At 57.8% G+C, this 15,885-nt stretch carries 16 protein-coding genes; 13 read left to right on the forward strand and 3 right to left on the reverse strand.

Annotation, left to right across the window (positions count from 1 at the left end; genetic code table 11):
• Positions 1-28: 28 nt before the first annotated feature.
• Entirely contained in the window at positions 29-1,429 is a 1,401-nt protein-coding gene (locus ABD827_RS13215) for a uracil-xanthine permease family protein (protein WP_344965193.1), read from the reverse strand.
• A gap of 775 nt (positions 1,430-2,204) precedes the next feature.
• Between ABD827_RS13215 and ABD827_RS13220 the strand changes: the two genes are divergently transcribed.
• Positions 2,205-3,245, forward strand: coding sequence for a sterol desaturase family protein (locus tag ABD827_RS13220; protein ID WP_344965194.1), 1,041 nt, complete (start codon positions 2,205-2,207; stop codon positions 3,243-3,245).
• 62 nt (positions 3,246-3,307) lie between these two features.
• A complete protein-coding gene (locus ABD827_RS13225; RefSeq protein ID WP_298722152.1) occupies positions 3,308-3,667 on the forward strand; it encodes a YacL family protein in 360 nt (119 codons plus the stop codon).
• A gap of 62 nt (positions 3,668-3,729) precedes the next feature.
• On the opposite strand, the gene arfB is transcribed toward ABD827_RS13225, so the two are convergent.
• Positions 3,730-4,146, reverse strand: coding sequence for an alternative ribosome rescue aminoacyl-tRNA hydrolase ArfB (gene arfB / locus ABD827_RS13230; RefSeq protein WP_344965195.1), 417 nt, complete (start codon positions 4,144-4,146; stop codon positions 3,730-3,732).
• A gap of 174 nt (positions 4,147-4,320) precedes the next feature.
• Here arfB and glnK point away from each other — a divergent pair, with 174 nt between their 5' ends.
• From glnK to ABD827_RS13260, 6 genes are all read left to right on the forward strand, one after another.
• The gene (gene glnK, locus ABD827_RS13235; protein WP_298722146.1) at positions 4,321-4,659 is read left to right on the forward strand and encodes a P-II family nitrogen regulator; all 339 of its coding nucleotides are present in this window, start codon (positions 4,321-4,323) and stop codon (positions 4,657-4,659) included.
• Between the two features lie 15 nt (positions 4,660-4,674).
• Positions 4,675-5,901 (forward strand): ammonium transporter, encoded by a 1,227-nt coding sequence (locus ABD827_RS13240; protein WP_344965196.1) that lies wholly within the window; start codon positions 4,675-4,677, stop codon positions 5,899-5,901.
• A gap of 305 nt (positions 5,902-6,206) precedes the next feature.
• Entirely contained in the window at positions 6,207-7,220 is a 1,014-nt protein-coding gene (locus tag ABD827_RS13245) for a Fe(3+) ABC transporter substrate-binding protein (RefSeq protein WP_344965197.1), read from the forward strand.
• A gap of 34 nt (positions 7,221-7,254) precedes the next feature.
• Positions 7,255-8,877 (forward strand): ABC transporter permease, encoded by a 1,623-nt coding sequence (locus ABD827_RS13250; protein ID WP_344965198.1) that lies wholly within the window; start codon positions 7,255-7,257, stop codon positions 8,875-8,877.
• Positions 8,877-9,938 (forward strand): ABC transporter ATP-binding protein, encoded by a 1,062-nt coding sequence (locus tag ABD827_RS13255; protein ID WP_344965199.1) that lies wholly within the window; start codon positions 8,877-8,879, stop codon positions 9,936-9,938. The genes ABD827_RS13250 and ABD827_RS13255 overlap by 1 nt, the downstream gene beginning before the upstream one ends.
• Positions 9,939-10,049: 111 nt before the next feature.
• Positions 10,050-10,964 (forward strand): Dyp-type peroxidase, encoded by a 915-nt coding sequence (locus tag ABD827_RS13260; RefSeq protein WP_344965200.1) that lies wholly within the window; start codon positions 10,050-10,052, stop codon positions 10,962-10,964.
• A gap of 244 nt (positions 10,965-11,208) precedes the next feature.
• On the opposite strand, the gene argR is transcribed toward ABD827_RS13260, so the two are convergent.
• Positions 11,209-11,709: a transcriptional regulator ArgR gene (gene argR, locus ABD827_RS13265; RefSeq protein WP_298722129.1), complete on the reverse strand. Its 501-nt coding sequence runs from the start codon at positions 11,707-11,709 to the stop codon at positions 11,209-11,211.
• 133 nt (positions 11,710-11,842) lie between these two features.
• Here argR and ABD827_RS13270 point away from each other — a divergent pair, with 133 nt between their 5' ends.
• The 5 genes from ABD827_RS13270 to mdh all read left to right on the forward strand — a co-directional run bounded on the left by ABD827_RS13270 (position 11,843) and on the right by mdh (position 15,715).
• Positions 11,843-12,580 carry an ATP-binding cassette domain-containing protein gene (locus ABD827_RS13270; protein ID WP_344965201.1) on the forward strand — a complete coding sequence of 246 codons (738 nt, stop codon included), beginning with the start codon at positions 11,843-11,845 and terminating at the stop codon, positions 12,578-12,580.
• Between the two features lie 19 nt (positions 12,581-12,599).
• The gene (locus tag ABD827_RS13275; RefSeq protein WP_298722120.1) at positions 12,600-13,334 is read left to right on the forward strand and encodes a transporter substrate-binding domain-containing protein; all 735 of its coding nucleotides are present in this window, start codon (positions 12,600-12,602) and stop codon (positions 13,332-13,334) included.
• A gap of 1 nt (position 13,335) precedes the next feature.
• Positions 13,336-13,983 carry an arginine ABC transporter permease ArtQ gene (artQ, locus tag ABD827_RS13280; protein ID WP_298722115.1) on the forward strand — a complete coding sequence of 216 codons (648 nt, stop codon included), beginning with the start codon at positions 13,336-13,338 and terminating at the stop codon, positions 13,981-13,983.
• Positions 13,976-14,653 carry an arginine ABC transporter permease ArtM gene (gene artM, locus ABD827_RS13285; protein WP_344965202.1) on the forward strand — a complete coding sequence of 226 codons (678 nt, stop codon included), beginning with the start codon at positions 13,976-13,978 and terminating at the stop codon, positions 14,651-14,653. The genes artQ and artM overlap by 8 nt, the downstream gene beginning before the upstream one ends.
• A 123-nt stretch (positions 14,654-14,776) precedes the next feature.
• Entirely contained in the window at positions 14,777-15,715 is a 939-nt protein-coding gene (mdh, locus tag ABD827_RS13290; RefSeq protein WP_344965203.1) for a malate dehydrogenase, read from the forward strand.
• Positions 15,716-15,885: the final 170 nt, after the last annotated feature.

Here is a 15,885-nt window from a genome sequence, read left to right on the forward strand (position 1 = left end):
ACCAGTCCCCAGTCCCTATTCCCTGCTGTTAAGCCTGTTGCGCTTCGATCTCGGTAGTTTCTTCTGCCTGCGGCTGGCTCAGCGGCATGATGATGTTCATCAGGATGGCGGTGATACCACCGGCGGCGATGCCGGAAGAGAACACGTTCTTGATGAGCTCGGGCATGAACTGCAGGATCTCCGGGCGCTGAGAAATGCCCAGGCCCATGCCGAAGGAGATGGCCATGATGAACAGGGCGCGACGGTCCAGACGCTCGCGGGACAGAATGCGTACCCCGGCGGCGGCGATGGAGCCGAACATCACCAGGGTGGCGCCGCCCAGTACCGGCTCGGGAATGCGCTGCACCAGGGTGCTGATGGCGGGAAACAGCCCCATGATCATCAGAATGCCGGCCACGAAGAAGCCCACATGACGACTGGCGACACCGGTCATCTGGATCACGCCGTTGTTCTGGCTGAAGGTCGATACCGGAAAGGTGTTGAACACCGAGGCCAGCGACGAGTTGACCCCATCACCCAGTACACAGCCCTTGAGGCGGCGCATGTAAATGGGGCCGGAGACCGGCTCGCCGGACACTTCCGAGGTGGCGGTGGTGTCGCCGATGCCTTCCAGCGCGGTGATCAGGAACACCAGTACCAGCGGAATAAACAGCGAGGCGTCGAAACCCAGGCCGTATTGCAGTGGAATGGGGAAAGCCATGGACGGCAGAGTCCCTTCCAGCGGGGCCAGCTTGCCCATGTACCAGGCCAGCAGGGTGCCGGTGACCATGGCAACCAGAATGGATGACAGGCGAACATAGGGATTACGGCTGCGATTCATCAGAATGATGATACCTAGCACGGTACCGGCCAGGGCTAGGTTGTCGAGGGCACCGAAAGTACCGCTGGACATGGCGCCGAAGCCGCCACCGATGGAGGTGAGGCCCAATTGAATCAGCGTCAGGCCAATCAGGGTGACGATAATGCCGCTGACCAGCGGCGAGATGACACGACGAGCCAGATGCAGAAAACGCGACAGAATCATCTCGGTGGGGGCGGCCAGCAGGGCGGTGCCGAAAATGGCCGCCAGCATGGCTTCGGTGGTAACGCCACCGTCTTTCATGGCCAGGCCACTGGCGATGATGGGGCCGAGAAAGTTGAAGCTGGTGCCCTGAATCGACAGCAGACCGGTGCCGACCGGGCCGAAACGTTTCATCTGAATAAAGGAAGCCACACCGGTAATGAACAGCGACATGCTGATGATATGAGAGGTGTCGGCGGCGGGAATACCCAGGGTCTGACAGATGATCAGCGGCGGGGTGATCACCGCCACGAACAGCGCCAGCAGGTGCTGAATGGCGGCGAACAGCGACTGAACGAAGGGCGGTTTATCGTGTAGCTTGTAGACCAGTTCCTGTTGGCTGGTCTGATGGTGCGGGTCATGACTCATGGTGTCTGCGTTCCAATGGTGTATACAATTTATTAATGAGACGGCCTGATTGTTTTTATGATTAGCCTGTCTGATGGGTCAGGTTTCTTTATATAAAGACTTTTCATCTGCATATATTGCGGAATGTGACCGAATATTTCCTATGGTTGAGGAAAGCGGCATAGGATACTGGAGATAAATGCATCAGGCCAGTTTCCTGGAGCTGAATTTTCATGGAGTGTTGTGAACAATATCGTTACCGGATGCCTGTGAATCCGGAAAAGGCGTGATCGTTCGGGATCGATGAGGGCTGTTGGTTGCCACTCGTTATACCCTTCACATTCAACATTCTATCTTTTTGGCTGGGATATCAACCCCGGACAAAGGGCCCGCTTCGCCGACTCGCTCAAGCACCTCCTTGTGACGCTCAACACATGACTTCCCTGTCATGTGATGGTCGGTGAAGCAGATCCCTTCGTCCTCCTTGAAGCTCCGGCGAGGCCTGTTGGCGCCGTCAGCGGGCTACTCGGTGTTCCAGAAGAGGCAACAGAGAATGGCTCCCGCGACCGTGAAATGCCAGGGACGGCATTTCCGAGCCCCAGGGAAGGTTTATGGCGTGTCGAGGGAGACGGCTGTGTTGCCTCTGGTCTGGGGCCTCAATATGACCAGATCATTGCTGGAATTAGTATTATTTACTATTCATGACTTGCAATAGTGTTACGAATAGTTTTCTTTTAGAATCTCGTGCGCACCGGAGCTGGAGTGCCTGACCGAACGAATCGCACGGAGATGAACCATGGAACGCCTCGATGATCTGCTGCTGTCTTTGCAGGCCCTGCTGCTGAATCCGCTGATCGACCGGCTGGTTGGCATTTTCGATCTCAACGGTCGTTTCTCGGTGTTTTTTCTGGGGATTTCCTATCTGGCGGCGCTGCTGCTCTATCGGCGGCGCTTGCAGGATGGCACCACCACGGCCAGCAGTTACTGGCGCTTTATCGGCGGCAGCGAGGTACTGCTGCACCCATCGGCGCGACTGGACTATCTGTATTATCTGGTGCGTGGCGTGCTCAAGCTGGCCTTTGTGCTGCCGGTGGTCGGGTTGGTGGATCCCTATATCTGGGAGTCCCGGGACTATGTCGGTTTCTTTGAACGGGTCTGGGGCGAGCGTCCGCAGCTGGGTGAAAACATGGGGCTGATGCTGCTCTATGGCCTGGGCCTGTTTCTGGTGGCCGATGTTGTGCATTACTGGGTGCACAGAGCCTTTCACTGTCGCTGGCTGTGGGAGTTTCACAAGGTGCATCATTCGGCAGAGGTCATGGTGCCGGCCACCGCCAGTCGTATCCATGTGGTGGAAAAGGTGGCCGAGAAGCTGGCCAAGGGCGTCTTTATCGGCGCCTATGTGGGGAGCTTTTATTACCTGTGTGGCGGCAGCGTGAGCAAATATACCCTGTTCGGCTCCAGCTATGTGGTGCTGCTGTTCAACTCCCTGGCCGCCAACCTGCGGCATACCCATATCTGGTTGTCGTTTGGCCCTGTGGTCGAGCATGTGATCAACAGCCCGGCCCAGCATCAAATCCATCACAGCAACAACCCCAAGCACTTCAACCGCAATTTCGGCACCAACCTGTCGCTCTGGGACTGGATGTTCGGCACCCTCTATGTCACCGGCTGGCAGCCGGAGCCGCTGACCTTCGGCGCCGGCAAGCCGGAAAACAACCGCTACCGCAGCCTGTGGGCGCTGATCTTTCTGCCTTTTATCCTGACATTCAGCCGGTTACGGGACCGACTGCGATTGCGCCTGATGAGCCGCCGGTCGCCACCCGGTATGACCGGCTGAAACAGCGCTGTTCAGTACCGGCCACCGGGAGTAGAATCGCGGCTTTATTGCTGGAGGTGTCTGTGGAGTTTGAATTTTTTCGGGATCTGAATGGTCATCATAGAGCCCGTTTTACCATGGGCCACGAGGTGATGGGGCAATGGCTGACCGACGAGGTCGGTATTGCCGAGGCGACGGCGCTACTCGAGACCATCAAGACTCTTGAAGCGGGCGAAACGCAGGAATTCAAGAAGACCTATCCCGAATGCACCCTGCTGCTGACCCGGGAAGAAGCCGAGCTCAGCGCTCACGCCCTGGCTTTCGACACCGATGATATGGAAGACGGTCTGGCCTACTACGATGACGAGCTGTACGCCGGTTGCGGCCTGGACGATCTGGCCCGGGTACTGGAGCAATGGCGGGAGTTCTGTAGTAACCGGTAAACAGGGATTGGTGATTAGGGATTAGGGATTATACGATCGAGTCCCCATTCCCCATTCCCCAGTCACAGCTTTACCTTCCCCCGTCCGCTTTTGATTTTTCCCCTGAGTGTCTTGCTGTCGGTGCGTTTGCGTTTCGCGTTTTTGCTCGGCTTGGTGGGGCGGCGCACCTTGACCGGCTTGCCCGCTTGCTGCAGCAGGGCGAGCAGGGCTTCTTTGGCGGCTTCCTTGTTCATCAGCTGGCTGCGATGGCTTTCGACCCGGATCATGATCCAGCCCGACGCCAGTATTCGATTGTCCTTCATTTGCCGCAGTGCCGCCTTGCAGGACTCGGGCAGGCTGGGGCTGTTGGCGTAGTCGAAACGCAGCTGCACCGCCGAGTCGGTCTTGTTCACATGCTGGCCGCCGGGCCCGCTGGCGCGCATGGTGATAAATTCCAGTTCCTGCTCGGGGATCTGCACCCGGGCCGATAGAGATAACATGGTGACTCCATTGCACCATACTGGTGCCTTTAGTGTATCTACTGCACCAGCATCATATCACCATGCTCAAGCCAATCCGCGGATTCGTGTTAATACCTTGAAAATAAAAGAATAAAAAAACTGGCACGAAGCTTGTTTGTCTTTAATCAATCCAGACACACAAGGAAGCTCGCCATGAAAATGATCTGCGCCATTATCAAACCCTTCAAACTCGATGACGTACGTTCGGCACTGGCCCACGTCGGCATCGACGGCATGACGGTGACGGAAGTAAAAGGCTTCGGCCGCCAGAAGGGACACACCGAGCTGTATCGCGGAGCCGAATACACGGTGGACTTTCTGCCCAAGATAAAACTGGAGATTGCCACCCAGAGTGATCAGGTGGAACAGGTGATCGAAGCCATTACCGAAACCGCCTACACCGGCAAGATCGGCGACGGCAAGATTTTTGTATATGACCTGCAGCAAACCGTGCGTATTCGTACCGGTGAGCGGGACATGGCAGCCATTTAAGCGAGGGAGAGCATAATGGATACCTTAACCGAAATGAAGTTTGCCCTGGACACCTTTTATTTCCTGATGTCCGGCGTATTGGTGATGTGGATGGCGGCGGGGTTCGCCATGCTGGAGGCGGGCCTGGTGCGCGCCAAGAACACCACCGAAATTCTCACCAAGAACGTACTGCTGTTTGCCATTGCCTGCACCATGTACCTGCTGGTGGGCTATCACATCATGTATCTGGATAACCCCGAGGGCGGCTGGTTGCCGAGCCTGGGCGGCTTGATAGGTGAAGTAGATGCGGGTGCCGATCATGCACTGGAAGCCGATTTCTTCTTTCAGGTGGTGTTTGTGGCTACCGCCATGTCCATCGTCTCCGGGGCCGTGGCCGAGCGCATGAAGTTGTGGGTGTTCCTCGCCTTCAGCGTGGTGATGACCGGCGTTATCTACCCGGTGGAAGGCTACTGGACCTGGGGCGGCGGTTTCCTGTCCGAGTGGGGCTTCACCGACTTTGCCGGCTCCGGCATAGTGCATCTGGCGGGGGCCTGTGCGGCGCTGGCCGGGGTGCTGCTGCTGGGAGCACGTAAGGGCAAGTATGGTAAAAACGGCGAAATTCACCCCATTCCCGGCTCCAACATGCCGCTGGCGACCCTGGGTACCTTTATTCTGTGGATGGGCTGGTTCGGTTTCAACGGTGGCTCGCAGCTGTTGCTGTCGGATGTAGAAAATGCCACCGCCGTCGCCGGTATCTTCGTCAACACCAATGCCGCCGCCGCTACCGGTGCCATCGGTGCCCTGGTGGTGACCAAGCTGACCTGGGGCAAGGCCGATCTGACCATGATCCTCAACGGTGCTCTGGCAGGCCTGGTGGCCATTACCGCCGACCCGCTGTCGCCCGGTCATCTGTGGGCCGCCGGTATCGGCCTGCTTGCGGGCATGGTGGTGGTGTATGCCATAGTGGCGCTGGACAAGCTGCGCATCGATGATCCGGTCGGGGCCATTTCGGTACACGGTGTCTGCGGTATTCTGGGCTTGCTGCTGGTACCGGTGACCAACCCCGACGCCACCCTGTGGGTGCAGTTGGCCGGCATCCTGGTGATTGGCGGCTGGGTATTCGGTGCCAGTTTGCTGGTGTGGTATCTGCTCAAGCGCACCATGGGCATTCGCGTGACCGAAGAGGATGAACTGTCGGGTATGGACAGAATTGACTGCGGCATCGATGCCTATCCCGAATTCGTGACCCTGAAGCGTAACTGAGTGGCAGGATTGGTCATCTCCGCGAAGGCGGAGATCCATGGCTGGTGGCACTGGATTCCCGCCTTCGCGGGAATGACAACAGAAGGTACATGAAGTTTGTCTGCAGTCAGGGGAGGCCATGAGGTCTCCCTTTGTTTTTTTGTCTGCCAGCTGATCTAGCGCAAGGAAAATCCGGCTCAACCAGTGAATACTATTGAGGATGAAAACTTTTACTATTTAGATGCCAGTTGCTTATTGATTCCGGGTCGCGTCCGGGTATACTTCTAAACGTTAATTATTCTCACTCAACAAAATGGATCTGGATGATGTCTAAGAAATTTTTCCTGTCGGCGGCGGCACTGCTGGTTTCCAGCTTCACCAGCCAGGCGTTTGCCGAAGAAGTTAACGTGTACTCCAATCGCCAGGATTTTCTGATCAAGCCGATCATCGACACCTTTACCCAGGAAACCGGTATCGACGTCAATGTGGTGTTTATCAAGGACGGTATGGGTGAGCGGCTGCAGCGCGAAGGCCGTCTGTCACCGGCCGATCTGGTACTGACGGTCGACGTCAGCCGGCTGATGGATGTGGTCGACAAGGATCTGACCCAGGGCGTCGACAGCAAGGTGCTGGAAGAGAACATTCCGGCCCAGTACCGGGATGCCGACGGCAAGTGGTTTGCCCTCACCACCCGTGCCCGCGCCATTTACAGCTCGGTTGACCGGGTTGGCAAGCGTGACGATATCACCTATGAAGAGCTGGCCGATCCCAAGTACAAGGGTAAAATCTGTACCCGTAGCGGCAAGCACCCTTACAACGTGGCACTGGCTGCCTCCATGATTGACGAGCACGGTGCTGAATACACCAAGACCTGGCTCGAAGGCGTGAAAGCCAATCTGGCGCAGAAGCCCCAGGGCGGTGACCGGGATCAGGTCAAGGCCATCCGCGATGGTGTCTGTGACTACGCCCTGGGCAACAGCTACTACTACGGCGTCATGCTGACCAACGACAAGCAGCGCGAGTGGGCCGAATCCGCCTACATCAACTTCCCCAATCAGGCGGATCGCGGTACCCACGTCAACATTTCTGCCGTGGCCCTGGCCAAGCATGCCAAGAACAAGGATGCCGCCATCAAGCTGATGGAATTCCTGGCCGGTGATGAGGCGCAGCACCTGTATGCCTCCGCCAATCATGAATATCCGGTCAAGCCCGGCGTGGAGCCGTCCGAGCTGGTGAAGAGCTGGGGGGAGTTCAAATCCGACGCTCGTCCGTTGACCGATGTGGCAAAACATGCCAAAGAAGCGGTGCAATTGATGGACGAAGTCCAATACGACCTGTAAAAAGACGGGGGTCAGCCCCCGTTCCGAGTTGTAGATGAAAAGACCTGGTTGGACGGTCGGCAGCTGGGCACTGGCTCTGCTGCTGACCTTGCCTGTGATGGCACTATTATATGAAGCACTGTTACCCGCAGAAGACCTCTTCCGTCATCTGTGGGGCACGGTGCTTCCTGCGTATATCAACAATACCTTCTGGCTGGTGTTGCTGGTCATGGTGTTCAGTCTGCTATGCGGGGTACCCGCCGCCTGGCTGATGGCCATGTGCGAGCTGCCCGGCAAACGCTGGCTGCAATGGGCGTTGATCCTGCCCCTGGCCATGCCTTCCTATATTGTCGCCTTCGTTTATACCGACCTGCTGGACTTTTCCGGCCCGGTGCAAGTCACCTTGCGCCAGTGGTTTGGCTGGCAGTCTGCCGCCGATTATTATTTTCCGCCCATTCGCACCCTCGGCGGTGCCGCCCTGATGCTGGGGCTGGTGCTGTACCCTTACGTGTATCTGCTGGCGCGAACCGCCTTTCTGGAGCAGTCCACCAGCCTGATCCAGTCCAGCCGCCTGCTGGGTTGCACGCCCTGGCAAAGCTTCAGACGGGTCAGTTTGCCGCTGGCGCGCCCCTCCATCGCGGTGGGACTGTCGCTGGTGGCAATGGAAACCCTGTCCGACTTCGGTACCGTCAACTTCTTTGCGGTCAATACCCTGACCACGGCGGTTTACGACACCTGGCTCGGCTATGGCAGCCTCAATGCCGCCGCCAAAATTGCCGCCATGATGTTACTGGTGGTGATGCTGTTGCTGAGTGTCGAGCGCATCAGTCGCAAGCGCCAGCAGGTGTTTCAGAAGGGAATGGGCCACGAACAGGAAAGCGGTTATCGACTGGGCGGCGTAGCGAAATGGGGCGCCCTGGCGTTTTGCTGGGGGCTGGTGCTGGTGGGCTTTCTGCTGCCCTTTGTCATTCTCTGCTATCACGCCATTCATTATTTTGAACAGGCCTGGAATGCGCGCTTCTTCGAATACAGCATCAACAGCCTGGCGCTGTCGACCCTGGTGGCCGGGCTGGCATTGTTCATCGCCATGCTGCTGGGCATGACCCACAGACTCACCGGTAAAAGCTACACGGTTGTGCCGATGCGACTGGCGAGCATGGGCTATGCCCTGCCCGGTACCGTACTGGCCATTGGCGTACTGGTGCCGCTGACCAGCCTCGACTTTGCCATCAACGATCTGGCCTTGTGGCTGGGGATGAGCGAGCCCGGCCTGCTGCTGACCGGCACCATGACCGCCATCGCCTTCGGTTATCTGGTGCGCTTCGGCGCCATGGCGGTGGGGGCGGTGGAAAGCAGCCTCGGCAAGGTATCGCCGTCGCTGGATATGGTGACCCAGACCATGGGCTATGGCCCGGGCGCCATGATGATGAAGGTACACATGCCGCTGATCCGCAAGGGCATGCTGGCCGGTGCCCTGCTGGTGTTTATCGAATGCATGAAAGAACTGCCGGCGGCCCTGCTGCTGCGCCCGTTCAACTTTCAGACCCTGGCGACCTACGTATATCAGTTTGTGTCCGACGAACAGCTGGAGGTGGGGGCCCTGCCCGCCATCGTCATCGTGCTGGTCGGGCTGATACCGCTGATTTTCCTGAATCGATCACTGGAGCAGCATCACTGATGGCGGCATTGGATGTAAACGGCATTTGCTGTAGTTATAACGGTAATCCCATACTGAATGATCTGTCACTGCAGGTGGCCGAAAATGAAATCATGTGTCTGCTGGGCGCCAGTGGCTGCGGCAAGACCACCTTGCTGAAGGCGGTGGCGGGCTTGCTGCCGGTGACCGAAGGGGACATTTATATCCACGGTCGGCAGATGAACGGTAACGGCGTGGAGGTGGTGCCCGAACGGCGCAATATCGGCATGATTTTTCAGGACTACGCCTTGTTTCCGCATCTGAATGTGGCGAAAAACGTGGCCTTTGGCCTGCAAAGCAAGGAAAGCAGCAAGGCGCGCATCAAGACGCGGGTCGCCGAGGTACTGGAGCTGGTAAACCTGGCGGATCTGGGGGAGCGTTACCCGCACCAGCTGTCCGGTGGCCAACAGCAACGCGTCGCCATTGCCCGGGCCATGATCTGCCAGCCGGGACTGATGTTGCTGGATGAGCCCTTCTCCAACATCGACACCCAGGTGCGGATGCGGCTGATCGGTGAAATCCGGGATCTGCTCAAGGGGCAGGGCATCAGCGCCATCTTCGTCACCCACAGCAAGGAAGAAGCCTTCGCCTTTTCCGATCGGCTGGCGCTGTTCCGCGCCGGCCATATCGAGCAGGTGGGGCGGCCGCAAACCCTGTACCAGCATCCGCAAAGCCGCTTCGTGGCCGATTTTCTCGGTCAGGCCAACTATGTGCCCGCCACCGTGCTCGACAACAATTCCCTGTTGACCGCCATGGGCCCCATTGCGAGTCAGGCGGCACTTAATGTCGACCCGGGCACCAGCGGCCAGCTGATGCTGCGGCCGCGGCAAATTCAGCTGTCGCTGACCGAACAGGGCAATGGCCGGGTGCTGGAACAGCAGTTCCTCGGTACCCATACCCGCTGTGTGGTGGAATGTCAGGGTCTGCAGCTGGAAGTGAGCATCAACGAGCCCTTGCCGGCGGTCAGCCAGGTCAGCGTGAAGGTGCTGCCCCATGCCCTGACTTTCTTTCCCGATTCCGAAGGCCAGCGCGCCGTCGCCTGACCCCGGGGATTGGGGATTCGTGATGTGGGACTCGTAACAGCCAGTCCCCGTTCCCCAGCTCCCGTTTTTGTCGTTATACTGGCCTCTTTCGAAGCAACGGAAGAGCAGAGAATGACAGCACAAGCCGGTATTTGCGCCGACCCCAATCTTCATGCCTATTATCTGATGTTCGACATCAAGCCCGATGCTTTTGGTGCGACTCGTGCCGCCCTGGCCGAGGTGCCGGCCCTGTGGCAGACCCTGCAGCAAGAGTATCCCGATGCGGCCTTTACCGGGCTGGTGGCCGTGGGCAACGAGGCCTGGGATGAACTCTATCCTGCGGCTCGCCCGGCCGAGCTGGCGCCTTTTCCGGCCCAGCAGGAAGGGCAGCGTATCGCCCCGGAAACCCCGTTCGATCTGTTTTTTCAGCTGCGTGCCGACCGGCTGGATGTGGCCTATATCGCGGTGCAACGGGTCATGGCGTTACTGGCCGGCAAGGTCGAGTTGAAAGACGAGCGGCAGGGCTTTCGTTATCTCGATGGTCGCGACATGACCGGTTTTGTGGACGGTACCGAAAACCCGGAAGGGGAACACAAGGCCGAAGTGGCGCTGGTGAGCGAGGGCCGTTTTGTCGATGGCAGTTACCTTCATGTGCAGCGTTACAAGCACAAGATGGCTCGCTGGCAAAGGCTGGCGGTAAAGGCGCAGGAAGATATCTACGGTCGTACCAAGGTGGATAACATCGAGTACGAATCGGCACAGAAGGCGCCAACGGCTCATACCAGAAGAACCAGCCTCAAGAATGCGGCCGGCAACAGCATGGAAATTCTGCGCCAGAGCATGCCCTGGGGCACGGCCTCCACACAGGGGCTGGTGTTTGTAGCCTGCTGCAACACCTCGCTGCACTTTACCCGCATGCTGGAAAACATGTTTCAGCCCGACGACAACGGGCACTTCGACCACCTGACGCTGTTTACCCAGGCCGAAACCGGCGCCGCCTTCTTCGCACCCTCGCAAGAGTGGCTGGTTACGCAGGGCGATGTGTAAAATCGATTGTGAGGGGGAAATCGAGGGGGGCGTAGGGTCGAATTTATTCGACCACTCAGGGCTGATGAACCCCGGGATTAGGGACTGGGGATTAGGGATTAGGGACTGGGGATTAGGGATTAGGGACTGGGGATTAGGGATTGGTACAGAGATGCTCGCAGTCCCTGATTTATTCAGGGCTAATCGGGCCGGGTGTGTGCTTGATGCCCCGCTAAAGCGGGGCCTACAATGTCCGAGTCCCGAGTCAGACGTACTGCTCGAACAGCTCCAGTACACCCTGGAACAGGGTTTCTATCGGGGTATCGTTGGTGGGAGTAATGAAGATGGTGTCATCACCGGCGATGGTGCCGAGAATACCTTCCGCCTTGCCGAGCGAGTCGAGCATGCGGGCAATCAGCTGGGCGGCACCGGGGCTGGTATGGATCACGATGAGGGCACTGTTGTGGCCCACATCCAGCACCAGATTTTTCAACTGGCTGCTGCTGGTGGGCACGCCCAGTTCGACCGGCAGGCAATAGACCATTTCCATCTTGGCATTGCGGGTACGCACGGCGCCGAACTTGCTCAGCATGCGCGAGACTTTGGACTGGTTGATATTGTCGAACCCCGAATCCTGCAGCGCACTCACTATCTCTGCCTGGGAGCCGAAGCGTTCTTCCTTGAGCAGGGCCTTGAAGGCCTTGATCAGTTGTTCTTGCTTTTCGTTCATTTTTTGCAGCCGACTGAGCGTGGTTGAATGGGACATATTGTCTATCCGTGGCCATTTTTTATCAAGGAATAGTCATTTATTTTGCATAAAGATGCAAAATAAGCTTGCATTAACAACAATGCAAAATAAAATCAGCCGAACACTCTGACAAATGATGTGAACATAGCGCATGGGCATAGAATTCAGCGGCATTTGCAAGTCCTGGGCTGGTCAGGAAATTTTAAGCCAGGTTTCGCTTAAATGCGATGCCGGAGAGACATTAGTGCTACTTGGGCCAAGCGGTGCAGGTAAAAGTTCGCTGTTACGGTTGCTCAACCTGCTGGATATTCCGGATTCCGGTCAATTGACCATTGCCGGTGAACATTTTTCCTTTCCCGATGTTCGCGGCAGCCAGTTGCAGAAAAGAGCGCAGCAACTGCGCGGCAAGGTGGGTATGGTGTTTCAGCAATATCACCTGTGGCCACATCTGACGGTAGAGCAGAACCTGCTGGAGGCACCGCTCAAGGTACTGGGCATGGACAAGACCAAGGCGCAGGATAAGGCCGGTTACCTGCTGAGTCAGCTGAAGCTGGCCGACAAGCGGCATGCCTGGCCGGGCGCCTTGTCGGGCGGTCAGCAGCAGCGGGTGGCCATTGCCCGGGCGCTGATGATGAATCCGTCGGTGCTGCTGTTCGACGAACCCACGGCGGCACTGGATCCGGAGATCACCAAGGAAGTAGCGGACATCATACTGCAGCTGGGTCAAACCGGTATCACCCAGGTGATTGTGACCCACGAAGTCGGCTTTGCCCGCCGCATAGCGACCAGGGTGGCCTATCTCGAACAGGGCCGTCTGGTAGAGTACGGCGATGCCGGGCTGCTCGAACATCCTCAGACTCAGCGGTTGGCCGAGTTTCTGACCCATTAATGACCATAAGGACATCATCATGAACAAGACCCTGTTATCCCTGGCCCTGCTGGCCACTGTTGGCACCGCTCAGGCGGCAGAAGTGAAGTTTGTTACCAATGCGGCCTATCCTCCCTTCGAGTTTGTCGATGAAAACAACGAAATGCAGGGGTTCGATCTCGATCTGGCCCGAGCGCTGTGTGACGTGGCCGCCCTGCAGTGCAGCTTTCACAACCAGTCTTTCGACAGCCTGATTCCGAGCCTCAAGTTCCGTCGTTATCATGCCGCCATCGCCGCCATGGACATCACCCCCGAGCGTGCCAAGCAGGTGGACTTCAGCGATATCTATTATGAAAATTCCGCCGTATTCGTGGCGCCAACCGGCAAGTTCGACGGCATCGACGATCTGAACGACAAGACCGTCGGCGTGCAGAACGGCACCTCGCACCAGAAATACATTCAGGACAAGCTGGAAAGCGAAGGACTGGAAGCGCGTCCCTATCAGAGTGTGCAGGACGCCCTGCTGGACATGACCAATGGCCGCCTGAATGCGGTGTTTGCCGATACCGCCGTGGTGGGGGAGTGGCTGGGCAAGAACGACGGCTATGCGGTACTGGGTGAGCGCATTACCGATGACAATTACTTTGGTACCGGCTTCGGCATCGCGGTGACCAAGGGGAATCAGGAGCTGCTCGACAAGCTGAACCAGGGCCTGAGCGAGCTCAAGGCCAACGGCAGCTACGACCGTCTCTACCAAAAGTATTTCCCCCAGTAAGATGCTGACTCACCTGATGAATGCCAGCCTGATGACGCTGGGGCTGGCATTGATGTCATTGGCGGCCGGCCTGGTGCTGGCCATTCTGCTGTGCGGCGCCGAGATGAGCCGCTTTGCGGTGTTACGCTGGCCGACCACCCTGCTCACCACGGTACTGCGCGGCCTGCCCGAAATACTGGTGGTGTTTTTCATCTATTTCGGCTCGACCCAGATACTGTTTTTGCTGACCGGCGAGTATCTGGAATTCAGCCCCTTCTGGTGTGGAGTAACGGCCTTGTCACTGCTGTTTGCCGCCTACGCCGCCCAGACCTTGCGCGGGGCGCTGAACGCGGTGCCCAAGGGCCAGCGACAGGCGGCGCAGGCACTGGGCCTGCCGCCCCTGTACACCTTTGTGCGTATCGTGTTGCCGCAAACCTGGCGCCATGCGCTGCCGGGGCTGGGTAACCAGTGGCTGATCCTGCTGAAAGACACCGCGCTGGTGTCGTTGATCGGGGTGCACGATTTGATGTATCAGGCGAAGGCCATTGCTGCCCGCACCTACGAGCCCTTTACCTGGTACGGCATGGCGGCGCTGATTTATCTGGCGATTACCGTGCTTAGCCAGCAGGGGCTGAAACGGCTGAGAACCAGGGTAACCCGTTATGACTGAGTGGCTTAATTATTTGCCGACCCTGCTGCAGGGGGTGAAAATCACCCTGACCATTACCGGTGCCGGCCTGTTACTGGGGCTGGTGATCGCGCTGCTGCTGACCTGGGTGCTGGAGCTCCGGGTGCCGGTGCTGGCGCAACTGACGGAAGGTTATTTGCTGTTACTGACCGGGACGCCGCTGCTGGTACAGATTTTTCTGGTTTACTATGGCCCGGCCCAGTTTGACTGGATCAAGACCAGCTGGGCCTGGACGTATCTGCGCGAGCCGATGTTCTGTGCCATTCTGGCGCTGGGCATGAATGCCGGTGCCTATACCTGCCGCCTGTTCAAGGGCGCGCTGGAGGCGGTGCCGAAAGGCGAAACCCTGGCCTGCCAGGCGCTGGGCATGAACGGCTGGCAGACGCTGAGCGTCAAGCTGCGCCATGCCGCAAGACGGGTGATTCCGGCTTATTCCAACGAAGTGGTATTGGTGCTCAAGGGCAGCTCGCTGGCTAGTACCATCTCGATCATGGAAATCATGGGCCTGGCCCAGCGGCTTAACGGCCAGACCTACGACACCCTGGCGGTGTTCGGGATGGCGGGCGCCATTTATCTGGTTTTGAATGGTCTGCTGACCTTTTTGTTTCGTCTGCTTGAACGGCGAGCACTGGAATTTCAGACTCAAGGATGAGCCGCGCGCTTCACAGAACTGCGCATTCACCCAGCCTTACCCATTGTCTTTCTACGGCGCTTTCGCTATGTTGCTAAAGCCCTAGGAAACGTCTAACAACCCATAATAAAACGGAGTTCAGCTATGAAAGTTGCCGTACTTGGAGCCGCCGGTGGTATCGGTCAGGCTTTGGCCCTGCTGTTGAAAAACAACCTGCCTGCCGGTTCTGCATTAAGCCTGTACGATATTGCCCCCGTCACTCCCGGTGTTGCCGCCGACCTGAGCCACATCCCGACTGCCGTCAGCGTGGTTGGTTTTGGTGGTGAAGATCCGACTCCTGCGCTGGAAGGCGCCGATATCGTGCTGATCTCCGCCGGTGTTGCTCGTAAGCCGGGCATGGATCGTGCCGACCTGTTCAACGTGAACGCCGGTATCGTCAAGAACCTGATCGAGAAAGCCGCTGCCACTTGTCCCAAGGCCTGCATCGCCATCATCACCAACCCGGTGAACACCACGGTGCCGATTGCTGCCGAAGTGCTGAAGAAAGCTGGCGTTTACGACAAGAACAAGCTGTTCGGTATCACTACGCTGGACGTGATCCGTGCCGAGACCTTCGTGGCCGAAGCCAAGGGTCTGAACGTGGCCGACGTCAAGGTACCGGTTATCGGTGGCCACAGCGGCGTGACCATTCTGCCGTTGCTGTCTCAGGTAGAAGGCGCTTCTTTCTCCGATGAAGAAATCGAGAAGCTGACCTACCGCATTCAGAATGCCGGTACCGAAGTGGTTGAAGCCAAGGCCGGCGGCGGCTCCGCCACCCTGTCCATGGGTCAGGCTGCCTGCCGTTTCGCACTGTCTCTGGTCAAGGCCATGCAGGGCGAATCCAACGTGGTCGAGTGCACCTATGTCGATGGTGGCAGCGAGCACGCGCAGTTCTTCGCACAGCCGGTACTGCTGGGCAAGAACGGCGTTGAGAAAGTGCTGCCTTACGGCGAAATCAGCGCTTTCGAGCAGGCCGCGATGGACGGCATGCTGGAAACCCTGAAAGGCGATATCGTCAAGGGTGTCGAGTTCGTTAACCAGTAAGGTTCGAATTCGGTCCGGTAAAAAAGGGAGCTTCGGCTCCCTTTTTCAGTTCAGGGGTTGGGGAATAGGGATTGGAGATTTGAGGGGGAGTAGTCGCGTGCTTCAGCCGCGAAAACCTGCAGAGCAGGTTATGATGCACAGATCTAACCTTTTACGATGAATTGGCTTTA

The sequence above is a fragment of the Oceanisphaera sediminis genome, from assembly GCF_039539745.1.
Lineage (GTDB): Bacteria > Pseudomonadota > Gammaproteobacteria > Enterobacterales > Aeromonadaceae > Oceanimonas > Oceanimonas sediminis.